At 67.5% G+C, this 15,026-nt stretch carries 18 protein-coding genes; 11 read left to right on the top strand and 7 right to left on the bottom strand.

Features of this window, described 5'->3' with window-relative positions; genetic code table 11:
• Both VGT00_01045 and VGT00_01040 read left to right on the top strand, forming a co-directional pair.
• Positions 1-779: cyclase family protein (locus VGT00_01045; GenBank protein ID HEV8529984.1), on the top strand; the 779-nt coding region annotated here is incomplete at its 5' end.
• Positions 780-1,048: 269 nt separating this feature from the next.
• Positions 1,049-2,356 (top strand): Xaa-Pro peptidase family protein, encoded by a 1,308-nt coding sequence (locus VGT00_01040; protein HEV8529983.1) that lies wholly within the window; start codon positions 1,049-1,051, stop codon positions 2,354-2,356.
• 110 nt (positions 2,357-2,466) lie between these two features.
• Here VGT00_01040 and VGT00_01035 read toward each other — a convergent pair whose 3' ends face one another.
• The 3 genes from VGT00_01035 to VGT00_01025 are packed head-to-tail and all read right to left on the bottom strand — an operon-like array spanning position 2,467 to position 4,777.
• On the bottom strand, positions 2,467-3,162 hold the full coding sequence (locus tag VGT00_01035) for a PIG-L deacetylase family protein (GenBank protein HEV8529982.1): 696 nt from the start codon (positions 3,160-3,162) through the stop codon (positions 2,467-2,469).
• Positions 3,159-4,283, bottom strand: a complete 1,125-nt coding sequence (locus VGT00_01030) for an MFS transporter (protein HEV8529981.1) — start codon at positions 4,281-4,283, stop codon at positions 3,159-3,161. Before VGT00_01030 ends, VGT00_01035 begins: the two co-directional genes overlap by 4 nt.
• 35 nt (positions 4,284-4,318) lie before the next feature.
• Positions 4,319-4,777 (bottom strand): MerR family transcriptional regulator, encoded by a 459-nt coding sequence (locus tag VGT00_01025; protein ID HEV8529980.1) that lies wholly within the window; start codon positions 4,775-4,777, stop codon positions 4,319-4,321.
• Positions 4,778-4,982: 205 nt separating this feature from the next.
• Here VGT00_01025 and VGT00_01020 point away from each other — a divergent pair, with 205 nt between their 5' ends.
• The 3 genes from VGT00_01020 (at position 4,983) to VGT00_01010 (ending at position 8,049) form a co-directional block, all read left to right on the top strand.
• Positions 4,983-6,218, top strand: coding sequence for an extracellular solute-binding protein (locus VGT00_01020; GenBank protein ID HEV8529979.1), 1,236 nt, complete (start codon positions 4,983-4,985; stop codon positions 6,216-6,218).
• Positions 6,219-6,343: 125 nt separating this feature from the next.
• Complete coding sequence (locus tag VGT00_01015; protein HEV8529978.1) at positions 6,344-7,210, top strand: sugar ABC transporter permease; 867 nt, start codon at positions 6,344-6,346, stop codon at positions 7,208-7,210.
• On the top strand, positions 7,177-8,049 hold the full coding sequence (locus tag VGT00_01010; GenBank protein HEV8529977.1) for a carbohydrate ABC transporter permease: 873 nt from the start codon (positions 7,177-7,179) through the stop codon (positions 8,047-8,049). Before VGT00_01015 ends, VGT00_01010 begins: the two co-directional genes overlap by 34 nt.
• Positions 8,050-8,167: 118 nt before the next feature.
• Here the strand turns inward: VGT00_01010 and trxA are convergent, their stop codons facing one another.
• Both trxA and VGT00_01000 read right to left on the bottom strand, forming a co-directional pair.
• Positions 8,168-8,524: a thioredoxin gene (gene trxA / locus VGT00_01005; GenBank protein HEV8529976.1), complete on the bottom strand. Its 357-nt coding sequence runs from the start codon at positions 8,522-8,524 to the stop codon at positions 8,168-8,170.
• Position 8,525: 1 nt separating this feature from the next.
• Complete coding sequence (locus VGT00_01000; GenBank protein ID HEV8529975.1) at positions 8,526-8,732, bottom strand: hypothetical protein; 207 nt, start codon at positions 8,730-8,732, stop codon at positions 8,526-8,528.
• Between VGT00_01000 and VGT00_00995 the strand changes: the two genes are divergently transcribed.
• Positions 8,731-9,249, top strand: coding sequence for a peroxiredoxin (locus VGT00_00995; protein HEV8529974.1), 519 nt, complete (start codon positions 8,731-8,733; stop codon positions 9,247-9,249). The genes VGT00_01000 and VGT00_00995 overlap by 2 nt on opposite strands.
• Positions 9,250-9,283: 34 nt before the next feature.
• Complete coding sequence (locus tag VGT00_00990) at positions 9,284-9,850, top strand: GNAT family N-acetyltransferase (protein ID HEV8529973.1); 567 nt, start codon at positions 9,284-9,286, stop codon at positions 9,848-9,850.
• Here the strand turns inward: VGT00_00990 and VGT00_00985 are convergent.
• Together VGT00_00985 and VGT00_00980 are read right to left on the bottom strand one after the other, a co-directional pair.
• The gene (locus tag VGT00_00985) at positions 9,756-10,253 is read right to left on the bottom strand and encodes a hypothetical protein (protein ID HEV8529972.1); all 498 of its coding nucleotides are present in this window, start codon (positions 10,251-10,253) and stop codon (positions 9,756-9,758) included. The two genes, VGT00_00990 and VGT00_00985, sit on opposite strands and share 95 nt — an antisense overlap.
• 13 nt (positions 10,254-10,266) lie before the next feature.
• A complete protein-coding gene (locus VGT00_00980; protein HEV8529971.1) occupies positions 10,267-10,572 on the bottom strand; it encodes a hypothetical protein in 306 nt (101 codons plus the stop codon).
• Between the two features lie 150 nt (positions 10,573-10,722).
• Here VGT00_00980 and VGT00_00975 point away from each other — a divergent pair, with 150 nt between their 5' ends.
• From VGT00_00975 to VGT00_00960, 4 genes are all read left to right on the top strand, one after another.
• Complete coding sequence (locus VGT00_00975) at positions 10,723-11,625, top strand: NAD(P)-dependent oxidoreductase (protein ID HEV8529970.1); 903 nt, start codon at positions 10,723-10,725, stop codon at positions 11,623-11,625.
• 27 nt (positions 11,626-11,652) lie between these two features.
• Positions 11,653-12,924 carry an MFS transporter gene (locus tag VGT00_00970; protein ID HEV8529969.1) on the top strand — a complete coding sequence of 424 codons (1,272 nt, stop codon included), beginning with the start codon at positions 11,653-11,655 and terminating at the stop codon, positions 12,922-12,924.
• Between the two features lie 118 nt (positions 12,925-13,042).
• On the top strand, positions 13,043-14,740 hold the full coding sequence (locus VGT00_00965; protein HEV8529968.1) for a nitrite/sulfite reductase: 1,698 nt from the start codon (positions 13,043-13,045) through the stop codon (positions 14,738-14,740).
• A 154-nt stretch (positions 14,741-14,894) separates the two neighbouring features.
• The coding region (locus tag VGT00_00960; protein HEV8529967.1) for an NAD(P)-dependent oxidoreductase at positions 14,895-15,026 on the top strand (132 nt) is incomplete at its 3' end.

Below are 15,026 nucleotides of genomic sequence, written 5' to 3'. Positions count from 1 at the left end.
CCGGGCGCTCCATCTCGCTGAGCCGGCCCTTCCCCAAGGACCCGGGCATGAACAACGCGCTGCCCGCGCAGCACTACATGCGCACGCACGCGCGCGGCAAGGGCGCCTTCGCGGCCGACTACTACGGCATCTACTACCACGGCGTCGCCTCCACCCACATCGACGCGCTCTGCCATACCTGGGACGACGACGCCATGTGGAACGGGCGCGACCCGAAGAAGGAGATCACCTTCGACGGCGCCACCTGGGGCTCCATCGAGCACTGGGCCGAGGGCATCATCACCCGAGGGATCATGCTGGACGTGCCACGACATCGGGGTGTCCCGTCAGTGACCCAGGACTCGCCGATTCACGGCTGGGAGCTCGAAGACATCCTGGTGGCGCGCGGCATCACACTGGAGCCGGGCGACGCCATCTGCGTCTATGCCGGCCGCGAGGCGTGGCAGGCCGCCAATCCCGAGACGCCGTATGGCCGGCCTTTCGGCCCGCCCCTGGCCAGGCCGGGGCTCCACGTCTCGTGCCTGCCCTTCCTGCGAGACCACGACGTGAGCGTGCTCGTCTGGGACATGCTCGATCATCAGCCCATCGGCTACGACATCCCGTGGGCCGTGCACGCCTGCCTCTTTGCCTACGGCACGGCCCTGCTGGACAATGCCCTTCTGGAGCCGCTGGCCAAGGCGTGTGTCGAGGAGAAGCGCGACGACTTCATGCTGGTGATCGCGCCGCTCAACGTCATCGGCGGCACGGGCTCCCCGGCGAATCCCCTCGCGGTATTCTGAGCCGGATAGTGGGTCAATTTGGGCACAGGCACTGGGGCAAGTTGCGAGCCAGATCAACTCAGCCCTCGCCTCGGGCGGGGCCCTCAGCTCGAACGGCCACGCGCGAGCGGGCCGGCAGCCCGAGGCGTACGTGGGTGTTCGAGCTGAGGGGCGCAGCCGCGAGGCGAGGGCTGAGTTGAACGTACGTTGAGGGTTGCCGGCCCGCTCGCAACGAAGTATGGCGAAGTAAATTGCCCCAGTGCCCTGAGCCGCGCATTTCAGGAGGCGACATGGCCAAGAAGCCGCCCGCTCGCGAAGTGAAGGACGCTACGCCTGACGCGCTCGACCCGCACCACCGCTGGGACCGGCCCATCCAGGCGCCGGGCCGCATGCAGGTGGATTTCGAGGAGCGCGTGGACTTCCGCCGCCTGCACGCGTATCGAATCGGCCGGACGCGTCAGGCCCTCGCGCGCTCTGGGCTGGGGGCGCTCCTCGTGTTCGACCAGCACAATATCCGCTACATCTCCGGCACGGTCATCGGCGAGTGGGCGCGCGACAAGCTGATCCGTTACTGCCTGCTCACGGGCCCCGGCGAGCCGTGGGTCTGGGACTTCGGCTCGGCCGCGCGGCATCATCGCCTCTACGCGCCGTGGCTCTTGCCTGATCATTGCCGGGCGGGGATGGTCGGGATGCGGGGCGCCGTCCCCCCGACGGCGGGACTCTTCGAGCAGGCCGCGCGGGAGATCAAGGAGATCCTGACGCGCGAGGGCGTGGCGGACATGCCCGTGGGCATCGACGTCGTGGAGCCGCCCTTCCTCTTCGCGCTCCAGAAGGAGGGGATCACGGTCCGCGACGGCCAGCAGGTCATGCTCGAGGCGCGCGTCATCAAGAACACCGACGAGCTGAGCCTGCTCAACATGGCCGCGGCCATGGGCGACGGCGTCTACCAGGACATCTTCGAGGCGCTCAAGCCCGGCATCCGCGAGAACGAGATCGTGGCCCTGGCCAACAAGCGGCTCTACGAGATGGGCTCGGACTGCGTGGAGGCCATCAACGCGATCTCGGGTGAGCGCTGCTCGCCGCATCCGCACAACTTCACGGACCGCATGCTCCGGCCCGGCGACCAGGCCTATTTCGACATCATCCAGTCCTTCGTGGGCTATCGCACCTGCTACTACCGCACCTTCAGCGTGGGGCGCGCCACGGCCGCCCAGCACAGCGCCTACAAGAAAGCGCGCGAGTGGATGGACAGCGCCATCGAGCTGATCAAGCCCGGCGTCAGCACGGAGCGCATTGCCAAGTGCTTCCCCAAGGCGTCGGAGATCGGCTTCGAGAGCGAGATGGCGGCCTTCGGGCTCAACTTCTGCCACGGCCTCGGCCTGGGGCTTCACGAGCGGCCGATCATCTCGCGGCTGAACTCCCTCGACGACCCCATGGAGCTCAAGGAGGGGATGGTCTTCGCCGTCGAGACCTATTGCCCGGCCACCGACGGCATCTCGGCGGCGCGCATCGAGGAAGAGGTGATCGTGACGCCCAAGGGCGCCCAGATCATCACGCTGTTCCCCGCCGAAGAGCTGCCCATCGCCAACCGCTACTAGCTGGCGCGCGGCAGAACCGACAAGATCCCTCTCCCCCATCGGGGGAGAAGGCCGCAGTTCGAGCTGAGCGACGCAGTCACGAGGCGAGGGCTGAGTAGATCAGGGGGCCGCTACGATAGCGTGAGCCGCTTGAAGCTCTCAGCAAGCGGCACGCCAAAGCGCTGGCCCGCGCGCGTTGCCATACCCCGGAGAAATCCCTCGAGGTCGGGGTGCCGGCCGAACTGACTCGCGTGCTCGCGCACCGCGCGCACCTTCCGATCGAGAGTGCTCGAGATGTCGACGACGTGATCGGCATGGTCGCTCATGATGAGAAGAACCTCGCGCACGCGGTGCGGGGCGAGCCCCGAGGCTCCCTGGGCGGGGTAGTAGAGCGGACCCGGTGCGCGGAAGTAGCATGCGTCGACCACGGCGGTGCCCACGGCCCGGTGGTCGGGGTGAAGCTGGGGCTCGCGATATCCGGGCGCTCCCCCGAAGGGATCATGCGTCACGATTACCTCAGGGCGCTCCTCCCGCATCAGCCGAGTCGCCGCCTCGGCGAGAGCCGGACCTGCCCAGCTGAGCTCCCCATCGACGAAATCAAAGAAGATCAACCGCGGTCCGCCGAGGACGGCGGCGGCGGCACGCTGCTCGGCCTCGCGCATCGCGGAGACTCGCTCAGGCGTCATGCTCGGGTCGTCGTGCCCCTTCTCGCCGTGCGTGAAGATCGCCGAGCAGACCTCATGGCCCTCATCGAGCCAGCGGGCCACGGTCCCGCCGGCCATGATGTCGGCGTCGTCCGGGTGCGCGGTCATCAGGAGAATCTTCATGTCGCCGTCGCCGCGTGACGATGGCACGCCCACGCCAGCGCGCACGTGATGATCCCCGCGGCGAGGAACGGAGCGGCGAGGCCGAAAGTATCCGCGAGCGGGCCCATGAGCAGCGGCCCGACCATCATGCCGGCGTCCGTTACCGTGCGCAGCCAGCCGATGGCGATACCGTGGAGGGCGGGATCCACGCGATCTCCGATGATCGTGGTGGGGAGGCCGGCGGTGAACCCCGCGCCTGCTCCGATCAGCAGGCTCCATACCCCCAGCAGCCATGGATTCGTCACGAGCCCGAGACTTCCCAGCACGAGGCCGAAGCCCAGAAGGGTGCGTGCGAGCACGGACATCCGATCGCGGCGGTCCGACACGCCGCCCCCAACCCAGAGCGCGAGCAGGCGGCCCAGCACGCTGAGGGCGATGAGAAGCCCCACCGTCTGCGGGGAGACGGATCCGCGCTCAACCAGGTAGAGCGGAAAGAGGAACACGACCACCCCGGTCTGGATGCCCATGAGCGTGGCATTGGTCAGGCTGGTCAGCGTCACGCCCGGGATCCGGATGACGCTCCGGAGGGCGCGCCAGTCAACGGTGTCCGCGCGGCGCTCAGGCGACGGCGGGCCAGACCATCCGACGACCGCGGCGGCAACTAGCATGCAACCCGCTTCGAAGAGGAACGGGGTTGCCGTCCCGGCATCCTGGTACAGCCACCCGCCGATCGTGCTTCCGAGCAGGACTCCCAGCGTCTCCGCCATGAGGAGCAGACTGATCGCGCGGCCGCGCCCTCCGGCGCCCCGGACCATGGTGGTCGTCGCCACCGTGGCGAACATCGCCCAGCCCGCGCCGGCGACGGCCCGCGCAGCCAGGAACGTGCTGTACTGAACAATGGCGACCGACGCGACATCGCACGCGGCAATCACGACGAGGCCGGCCACCATCACGCGGGTGCGGCCCACGCGGTCGTACAAGTACCCGGTCGGCAAGCTGGTGACCCACTTGCCGGCGCTGAACACGACAGGGATGAGCGTCACCATCCGGTAACTCGCGCCGAAGAACTGTCGCAGATACAGCGGGAGCGAAGGGCGAAGCACCCCTTGTCCGAGACTGAAGAGGAATGCCGCCGCGAGCACTCCCAGAGAATCGCGCAGGGCCGGCCCTCCGTCGCCTACCGGGCGAGCGGTGGCTTCTGAAGACAGGTGCAGTATCCGCGTTCACGACTGGGTCGCGGCCGCAGTCGAAGGGCCCGGCGTCGGCGGTGCAGCTCCTTCCGAAGACCGGTCAGCGTCTCGATCTGCAGCGTCGTCTGAGTGATCCGCTCGTCGAGCATCCGGAGCAGGCGGGCACGCGTGGGGGTGCCGTTCCGTTGCCTGGCCGCCACGACCAGCTCGCGAATCGCATCGAGGGTGAGGCCGAGCGCCTTGGCCTGCCGGATGAAGGCGAGCCGGCGAAGGTCGACGTCGCCGTACAAGCGGTACCCGCTCGGGCGGCGAGCCGTCGGCGGCAACACCCCTCGCCGCTCATAAAACCGCAGCGTCCTGATCGTGAAGCCAGAGCGACGGGAAACTTCACCGATCGTCATCAGGTGAGCCAGGTGCCCATTGTCGCCATTCGTCATCGCTCGCATGCTAAAGCCTCCACCCAAGGGGAGAGTCAAGCCCAGGATGTCGATTGTCGCAGATGAGCCCGACACCTGCGGTCGTGCTTCCGTTCAGAGTGGAGAGAGGCCATAATGGCGCGGCTCGGACGCGTGCCCGAGCGGCTCGGTTCCCAACACGCAAAGGAGCGGACTTATGCGACGTGTGATCGGTGGAGGGATAGCAGCGCTCGCAGTGGCGGGGCTTCTGGCGGTGACCGCCCCCGACCGGGCGCCCGCCCAGGCCAAGAAGATCGTCTACTGGACTCACTGGGAGCAGAATCCCGAGTTCAACAAGTGGTACGAGACCAAGGGCAAGGAGTTCGCAAAGAAGAGCGGCTACGAGGTCGAGGTGGTGACCATTCCGTACCAGGGCTACGAGGCCAAGTACCTGGCCGCCCTCGTGGGAAAGTCCGGCGCCCCGGACTTCTTCAACGGCATCGTGCACCAGTGGTGCGGCCAGTACGACTTCTGCGACAAGATGCCCGCCGATCTCGAGAAGACCTGGAGCGAGAACCTGCCCAAGTACATGCTCCCCGTGGGGCAATTCAAGGGGGCGACGTACGGCATCCCGATCGAGCACGGCAACTTCCAGCAGATGTACATCGACGTGGAGCTGTTCAAGAAGGCCGGGCTCAATCCCGACAAGCCTCCGAAGACGCTCGACGAGTGGCTGGCCGCGATGAAGAAGCTGTCGGTGTACGACGCCAAGGGCGAGCCCACGCAGGTGGGCTTCGCCCTCCGGCACAAGGGCCATCCGGTGGGGATCACGGACAAGTTCCTGCCCTTCGCCCATGCCTTCGGCGCGCGGATGCTCAGCCCCGGACTCGACCGCGCCACCGGCTTCGCCAACGGCCCCGAGATGGTGGCCGCGCTTCACTTCTACGGCGACCTGGTGACGAAGGACAAGGTGGCGAGCCTCGCCTTCGGCAATCCGGAAGAAACCTTCGGCCAGAAGCGCGCGGGGGTGATCTTCCGCGAATCGTGGTACTTCGGCTGGCTCAAGAAGAACGCGCCCGACGTCGCCTTCAAAGTCTACGCGCTGCCCTGCGCCAAGGCCTGCCCCGGCGCGGGCAATCTCTTCCCGTGGAGCAATCTCGTCTACAAGAACAGCCCCCACAAGCAGGTCGTGTGGGATTTCCTGCGCTTCATCAGCAACGCCAAGGACGACCTCGAGCAGCACCAGCTCCAGGGCATCCTGCCCGTGTGGACGGTGAATCTGGAGACGCCCTACGTGAAGGGCCGTCCCGACTATGCCTCGACCCGCGAGATGCTCGCGCAGCCCGTGCCGCCGAACTACTACCATCCCAAGTCGAACGAGCTGGCCACGGCGTTCGGGGAGGCGGTGGTTGGCGTGCTCTACGGGAAGGGCCAGCCCAAGCCGTCGCTCGACGAGGCCGCGGCCCGGATGGACCGGATCCTGAAAGACTAGGCGTGCCGAAAGACTCGCCCCCTCACCCTACCCTCTCCCCCGATGGGGAAGAGGGATTCGGGAGGAGTCAGAGGGGCCTGTTTCAGCTGTCTGCGTGGACGCGCCTCGCGTTTCCCCGCACGTACATGGACCGCCAGCGGCGGGCGGGCTTTCTCTTCGTCCTGCCCGCCGTGGCCTACTTCGCGTGCGTGTACTTCATCCCGCTTGTCGAGTCCCTCATCGGATCCTTCTACCGGACGCTGCCGGGCGGAGCCAGCCGGTTCATGGGCTTCGGTCTCTACGAGCGCGTGTTCACCGATCCGGTCTTCTGGAACAGCGTCAAGACCACCATCAAGCTCCTCGCCCTGTCCGTGCCCTCCACCGTGGTGCTCGCCCTGGCCGTGGCGCTCGGGCTGGACCGCCTGACCCTGCGCTGGCGGAGCCTGTGGGCCGCCATGTACTTCGTCCCCTTCGCCGTCTCGCTGGTGGCGGCCGCCCTCATCTGGCAGTGGCTCTACGAGCCCGTCTACGGCGTGCTCAACCACGCCCTCGCCCTTGTCGGGCTGCCGCCCCAGAAATGGCTGCAGAGCCTCAACCAGGTGTTGCCCTCGCTGGCTGCGGTCAACGTGTGGGTGAGGCTGGGCTTCGACACCATGATCTTCCTCGCCGCGCTCCAGGCGATCCCCGGGGAGTACTACGAGGCGGCGGCCATGGACGGCGCGAGCGCGCGTCAGCAGCTCTGGCACGTCACCCTGCCCCTCCTGAACCCCCAGGTCGTGATGGTGTGCATCCTCGAGCTCATCTTCAACTTCAAGATCTTCGACCAGGTCTATGCCACGACACAGGGAGGGCCCGCCGGGGCCAGCCAGACGATCATCCCGCTCCTCTACGACACCGCCTTCAAGTACTTCCGCCTGGGCGAAGCCTCGGTCATGGCCGTGTTTGTCTTCGGGGTGCTGCTCGTGGTGACGCTCCTGCAGTGGCGGATCTTCCGCAGGCCGGTGGACTATTGAGAGGGGCCGGGGCAAGGTCCGTTCCCCTCGCCCGCTGGCTGACCGCCGCCCTCGTCGCGGCCGGCGCGCTCACGGTGATCTTCCCCTTCGTGTGGATCGCCCTCACGTCGCTCAAGACCCCGCCCGAGATCCAGCGCGTGCCGCTCCAGCTCGCCCCCGATCATTGGGGCAACCTCGAGAATTACCGCGAGGTATTCCGCCGCGCGCCGTTCAGTCGGTTCCTCCTCAACAGCGCGCTCCTCGCCACCGTGTCAGCCATGAGCAGCCTGGTCGTGTCTGCTCTCGCCGGCTACGGCTTCGCCAAGTTCAGATTTCCGGGGCACTCCGTGTTCTTCTTCGCCATCATCGGCATCTTGATGGTGCCGTTTCAGTCCGTGGTGGTGCCGCTCTATCTCTGGGTGAGCCGGCTGGGCCTTCTCGACACGTACCTCGGCATCCTCGCCCCCGACCTGGTCAGCGTCTTCGGCGTTTTCCTCATGCGCCAGGCCATCGAGGCGGTGCCGGACGACTACATCGCAGCCGCGCGGATCGACGGCTGTGGCGAGTGGGGCATCTTCTGGCGCGTGATCCTGCCCGCGGTGACGCCGGCCCTGGCCACCTTGGCCATCATCAAGTTCATGTGGACGTGGAACGAGTTCTTCTGGCCCCTCGTGGTGGTGAACTCGCCGTCCATGAAGACGGTGACCATGGGGCTGATCGGCTTCACCAACATGTACTTCATCGAGTACAACCTGGTGACGGCCGCCGCCGTGCTGAGCGTCCTGCCGATTCTCCTGATCTTCGTGATCTTGCAGAAGTGGGTAGTGCAGGCGGCGGTGATGACCGGCCTCAAAGGCTAACTGCCAAGCGAACCCTTGGCCTAGCTCGATAACGAATGATCAGGACCCCTGTATCCCTCTCCCCCAGTGGGGGAGAGGGCAGGGTGAGGGGGGTCGGTTTGACTACGCTCCGAGCGAACTACGTCAGCAGTGCCTCGAGCTTGGCCTGGATCTGCGCCTTCGGCACCGCGCCCACGACCTGGTCGCGGACCTCGCCGTCCTTGACGAAGAGGATGGTGGGGATGGAGCGGATGCCGTAGCGGGCGGCCAGGCCGGGCTGCTCGTCCACGTTGACCTTGGCGAGCCGCACCCGGCCCCCGGACGAGCGCGCGAGCTCCTCGAGCACGGGCGCGATGGCGCGGCACGGACCGCACCATTCGGCCCAGAAGTCCACGAGCAGGACGCCCTCGGCTCCGACCAGCGCCTCGTCGAAGTTCGCCTGGGTGAGATGGATCACGGCGGGATCCGACGTCACATGGTTCTCGGTTGGGTTCATGTCAGGTCTCCTCGGCATTCTGATGCGCGCCGCGGCCGAAGAGATGCGCGGCGGGAACCGGCCACTTGGCGGGCTTGGCCGCGCTCCATCCACGCAGGGCAAAGATCTCCTTGATCTGCTTGGCGAGCTGCTCCGCCGTCCCGCCCCTCGCGCCGCGTGCTAGAATGACGGTCCGCTGTCGATCCCTCACCGAAAAGGAGACTTTCATGGCCATCAAAGTCGGAGACAAGCTGCCTGCCGGACAGCTCTACGAGTTCGTCGAGGAAGAGCGGCCGGGCTGCACGGTCGGCCCCAATGCCTTCCCCGTGGAAGAGATGGTGAAGGGGAAGCGCATCGCCATCTTCGGGGTGCCTGGCGCCTTCACGCCCACCTGTTCGGCCAAGCATGTCCCGGGCTATGTCGCCAACGCGGACAAGCTCAAGGCCAAGAAGGTGGACGAGATCTGGTGCGTCGCGGTCAACGACGCCTTCGTCATGGGCGCCTGGGGCAAGGAGCAGGGGGCCAAGAACAAGGTGCGGATGATGGCCGACGGCAGCGCCGCCTATACGAAGGCCCTGGGGCTCGAGTTCGACCTGGTGGCCCGCGGCATGGGGGTTCGCTCCCAGCGCTACTCGATGCTCGTGGACGACGGAGTCGTCAAGGCCTTCAACCTCGAGGCGCCCGGCAAGTTCGAGGTCAGCAGCGCGGAGGCTCTGCTCGAGCAGGCAGGCAAGCTCGGCGCCTGAGTCTTGTTCGGGTAGACTCGCGGGCTTCCGTCTCATGCTCGACACAAGGCGGCTGCGCCTGCGCCGCCTGTGCGCCGCCGACGAGACGCTGTTCGTGACCCTGGACAGCGATCCGGAGGTGATGCGCTATATCGGGAGCCGCGGGGGCACCCCCGAGGAGATCGTGGCGCGCGTGCGTGATCGCATCGCCGCGGATCACGGCGCGCTCGGCTGGTGGCTGATCGAGGACAAGGCCGACGGCGCCTTCCACGGCGTCGCCGCGCTTGTCCGCATGCCAGACGGCGACGATATCGAGCTCGCGTACCGGCTGGCCCGTGCCTCGTGGGGCGGCGGGCGGGCCACCGAAGCCGCCACGGCGCTCGTGAGCTATGCGTTCGATCAGGTGGGTCTGCCTCGTCTCGTGGCTGTGACCTTTCCGGAGAACCTTGCCTCGCGGCGCGTCCTCGAGAAGGTGGGTTTCGTCCACGATGGCATGTCGGACTACAAGACCGTCCGGGTCGCCCACTTCACGTTCGAGGCCGCGGAGTGGCGGAAGCGGCGCGCGGGAGCGCATGGCGCCGGCCGTCGAGGGCGAGGGCGGGGCCGTCGGGCCCCTCGCTGAGATACGGGGCGAGCTGCTGCATGGCGCGGTGGCCGAAGCGGGCGCGGAAGGCGCCGCGCCGCACCGCGCAGAAGAGGCGCTCGCCATCCTGCTCCAGGGTGGCGGGATCGAGCGGCTCGCGATAGTCGCCGGCCAGGCAGAGCTCGACCGCGCGCAGCCGACCGCTCTCGACGGTCAGGCGCAGTCGTTGGACGATGAACGGGGTATCCTCGGGCCGCCTGCCCTCGGACTCGAACCAGTTGCGCTCGCCCTGACAGACGGCGAGCCATCGCCCCTCCGGGGTGCGCGTGAGGGCGAGCAGAAAGAAGCGGAGGGTCGCCGGGTCCACGATCTCCGTGCCATCGTGATAGATCCGGCCCTCGCGGTCCACGCGGTAGTGGTACTCGCGGGTCACCTGATTCATCCGCGTCTCGCGCCTACTTCTTCATCGGTTGAACCGGCGACATGAGTGGGGTCTTGCCGGACGGCGCGGGCGCGGCAGTGCCCGTCGGGGTCCGGCCTGGCGCGGACGGGTAGACGATCGCCCCGCCATAGCTCGGCAGGCCCTGGATTTCCGACTTGAGACAGACGGAGGAAACGCCTCGCGCCGACCAGTCGGCGGCCTGAGCCACGCACTGCTCCTCGCTGATGAATGGTCCGAAGAGCTGAGGCGGGTAGGGACCGCCCATGCCGTACGCGACGTAGTACCAGGCAAGCAGGGTCCAGGCCGGCCACTTTCTCATCGCGGTTCTCCTCTCGTGGACTCGCTCTCCGAATTGTACTCCCGGGCACGCCCTTGACACGTACCGCGCGAGCCCCTACGGTTCCGACGAGAGCGACGGGCCCGCCGCATCACATGACGACCCACGCCTGACCATGCAAAGGGGCATCGCATGAGCGACATCGTCGGATTCATCGGATTGGGCACCATGGGCATGCCCATGACGGCCAATCTCGCCAAAGCTGGCGTGGAGCTGGTTGTCAATGACGCGAGTGCTTCCGCGACGGCCGCGGCCGGCAAGCTCGCGGGCGTCACCGTCGTCCCCTCGCCCTCGGAAGTCGCGGCCCGGGCCTCTGTGATCTTCACCTGCCTGCCCAATGACGACGTGGTGCGCACGGTCTATCTCGGGGCCGGCGGCATCGCCGCGGGCGGCAAGGCGGGGCTCGTCACCTGCGACTGCTCCACCGTGAGCCCGGAAGTCACGCTCGAGGTGGGCCGCGCGCTCCTGCCCAAGGGCATCACGCACATGGACACGCCCATGCTGGGCTCGCAGCCTCAGGCCGTGTCGGGCGAGATCTTTTTCATCGTGGGCGGCGATCAGGCCGCGGTCGAGCGCATCGCGCCTTACCTCGACATCATGGGCAAGCTCCACATGTTCGTGGGCGGCCCGGGCATGGGCAATCGGGTCAAGCTCATCCACAATGGCCTGGTGGCCGTGACGGCCGTCGCGGTGGCCGAGGCCCTAGCCGTCTGCGTGCAGTCGGGCGTGGAGTCGGATACGTTCTACGACGTGGTACGCAAGGGCGGCGGCATGGCCTATGGCACGTACTTCGAGCGGCGCGCCAAGCGGATCTTCGACGGCGAGTTCTCGCCCACCTTCATGTGCGAGCTCATGCGCAAGGATGCGGGACTGGCCCTGGCCCTGGCCAAGGCGTCCAGGGTCCCCACGCCCATCCTGGAAGAGACCAAGCGCACCTACGACGAGGCGGTGGACGGCGGCTGGGGCAAGGAGGACTTCTCGGCCGTCACGCATGTGATCGAGACGCGGATAGGCCGGAAGCTCTCCCGCGGCTGAGCGCGGCGGAACGAGCGCTTGGCCCGAATGGGCAGTCTGCGGACGCGTCCGGACGCCCGTCGCTGGCTGGTCGTCGCGGCGCTTTTCGTCGTGACCTACGGCATCTCGACGCCCCTCGCAGCCTACGGTGTTTTCCTTCCCGTCCTCGCCGAAGAGTTCGGGTGGAGCCGCGGCGCCATCTCGTCCGCCCTCTCCCTCAACCTGCTCCTCGGCGGTCTGGCGGCCTTTCCCATCGGGGCGATCGCGGATCGTCGCGGTCCGCGTCTCGTGCTCGTCCTCACGGTGACCGCAGCCGGGGCCGCCTTCGCCCTCGTCTCCACGGTGGACGCGCTGTGGCAGCTCTATCTCTACGTGGGAATTCTGGGCGGGGTGGGCATGTCGAGCTTCTACCTGCTCGCCGCGTCGACGGTGACACGCTGGTTCGAGGGGCGCCGCGGCATGGCGCTGGCCCTGGTCCTGGTTGGGTTCAATCTCGGATACATCTCAGGCGGCCCTCTGGCGGCGTGGCTCATCACCAAGGTCGAGTGGCGCTGGGCCTATGCGCTGCTCGGCTGCGGCAGCGGGCTCGTGACCATGCTGGCCGCGCTGACGGTGCGGCTCCCTCGCGCATCCGAGGCGGCCGCGCTTCGGGGGGAGGAACGGAGCGCCGGCGCAACGTTCGCACACCCGCATGACGGTGCCGGCCCTGGCATCAGATCTGGCGCCACGCTCGGGCAAGCCCTGGTCGATCCGCGGCTGTGGTGCCTGAACGTCGCCTGGCTGCTGCTCGGTGGCGTCGGCTTGATGCTCTCCGTTCACATCGTGCCCTTTGCTCGTGATCAGGGGATCAGCCTGGCCGGCGCGTCGTTCGCGCTCACGGCCTATGGCATCGGCTCGGTGGCCGGGCGCCTCGTCACGGGCGCGGTGTCCGATCGGATCGGCACGCGCGGCACCATGTGTGTCGGCTGCGCAATACAGACGCTGGGGCTGGTCGCCCTTCTCCTCGCGCCTTCGCGCGAGGGCCTGCTTGGCTCATTGGTGGCGCTCGGCGCGGGCTTCGCGACGACGGACACCATGGTCGCGCAGGTGGTCCCCGACGTCTTCGGCGTGCGGGCCATCGGCGCCATCATGGGCGTGCTTGGCGTGGGATGGCGGTGCGGGGCCGCGCTGGGTCCTGCCGCGGCCGGGTTTCTCTACGATCTGACCGGCGCCTACATGATTCCTTTCGGCGCCGCGCCGCTCGCCATCCTCGTGAGCTGGGTGCTGTTCCTGGTGGCGACCTCCCACCGCCTGGGGTATGCCCCCGGGAGTCCTCCTTAAAGGAAGCCTTGTCTTCCTGCTTCCCTCTGGAGGTATTCTTGACAATTCCGATAGAGTTAGGCACTATTTGTCTCCACACCGGTTAGAGCCAGGTTCGAGGACCCTTGGGGAGGCGCAAGTGGCTGAGACAGTGAAGGAAACCAAGGCGCAGAGGGCCGAGCGGCTCAAAGCGGCGATCAACCCTTGGGCTGCCTATGCCGAGATCGAGCGCTTCAGCCGCGAGGGCTGGGACTCCATCCCGCCCGAGTGGCTCAACACGTATTTCCGCTGGTGGGGTATCTACACGCAGGGTGACGGAGTGGGCGCGGTAGGAGGCAAGGGCGGCGAAGGCAAGGCGGTGCCGTATCTCATGCTTCGCATCCGCATCCCGAACGGTCTCCTGACTTCGCTCCAGCTCTCGACCATTGCCGATGTCGCCGAGCGCTACGCCCGTGGGGTGGCGGACATCACCGTTCGCCAGAACATACAGCTCCACTGGGTGCGGATCGAGGATTTGCCGACCATCATCCGGGCGCTTTCCGGGGTCGGCATCACGACGCTCGGCTCCTGCGGGGACGTCACGCGCAATGTCACCGGCTGCCCGGTGGCCGGTGTGGACGCCGACGAGATCGCTGACGCCTCCCCGCTCGCCCAAGCCGCCACGGACATGCTGAACGGCAGCCCTGACTTCTACAATCTGCCGCGCAAGTACAAGGTCTCCATCACGGGCTGCCGCGTCTGGTGCTCGTATCCCGAGATCAATGACGTCGCCCTCACGGCACTGCGCCATCCGTACACGGGTCTCGCCGGCTTCTCGCTGCGCGTGGGCGGAGGGCTCTCCACCGATCCCCACCTCGCCCCGCGCCTCGACGCGTTCGTCCCCTGGCATCAGGCGCTGGCCGTGGTCAAAGGTGTCACCGAGCTCTTCCGCGACAGTGATGTCCTCCGCCAGAACCGCGAGAAGGCCCGGCTCAAGTTCCTCTTTCTCCAGCACGGCTGGACGGCCGAGCGCTTCCAGGCAGAGCTCGAGCGCCGGCTGGGCGAGAAGCTCGAGCCGGCCGTGCCCGAGGTTCCGCCCGACGACATCTACCGCGATCACGTGGGCATCCACGCGCAGAAGCAGGACGGCTTCGCCTATGTGGGCATCGCGGTGCTGCGGGGCCGGCTCCAGGCCGCTCAGCTCCGGGCCCTCGCCGCCCTCGCCCTGCGCTATGGCTCGGGCGACTTGCGGACCACGGGGATGCAGAACCTCCTCGTCCTGAACGTGCCCAGGAGCCGCGCCGACGAGCTGGGGCGCGAGATCGAGACCCTGGGGCTCCGCCTCGAGGGCTCACCCTTCTGGCGGGGTACCATCGCCTGCACGGGCACCGAGTTCTGCAAGATCGCCCTCACGGAGACCAAGGGCTTCGCGCGCCACCTCGTGAACGATCTTGAAGCGCGACTGCCGGGCTTCGAGCAGCATCTGAAGATCCACGTCACCGGCTGTCCCAATAGCTGCGGCCAGCACTGGATCGCCGATATCGGCCTCGAGGGCAAGAAGACCAAGGTCGACGGGCAGATGGTCGACGCCTACTACTTCTGCGTCGGCGGCGCGGTGGGCGCGCATCAGGCGACCGCGCGACCCGTTGGCTATCGCACGGCGGCCACCGAGGTGCCCGCGGCCATCGAGCGGCTGCTCCGCGTCTACCTGGCCGAGCGGCGGAACGGCGACAACTTCCGGCAGTTCTGCGCCGCGCGCACCGACGAGGAGATCCGCACCATCCTGGCCGGCGAGGTGGTGGAGGCCGTGGCGCGCGACGTCGCGCAGGCGCGGACTCCCCATGGCCTCGAAGGCTGAACACCGCTGACCAGACACCGAACAAGAGGAGAGACGAGATGTCATTGCGACTGGGCAACACCGCACCGGACTTCACCGCCGAGAGCTCCGAGGCCAAGTTCCCCAACGGGTGGAAGGCGCTCAAGCCCTATCTCCGCCTGACGCAGCAGCCCAAGTGACGGAGTACTATCCCGTCTCGCTCGATCTGCGGGGCCACGCCTGCCTGGTGGTGGGCGGCGGCTCCGTGGGCGAGGGCAAGGTGGAAGGCCTGCTCGCGGCGGGCGCCCGGGTCACCGTGGTGAGCCCC

It is taken from the genome of Candidatus Methylomirabilota bacterium (assembly GCA_036002485.1).
Lineage (GTDB): Bacteria > Methylomirabilota > Methylomirabilia > Rokubacteriales > CSP1-6 > AR37.
Note: the sequence above shows the minus strand (reverse complement) of the source record. Positions and strands in the feature narration are given on the sequence as shown.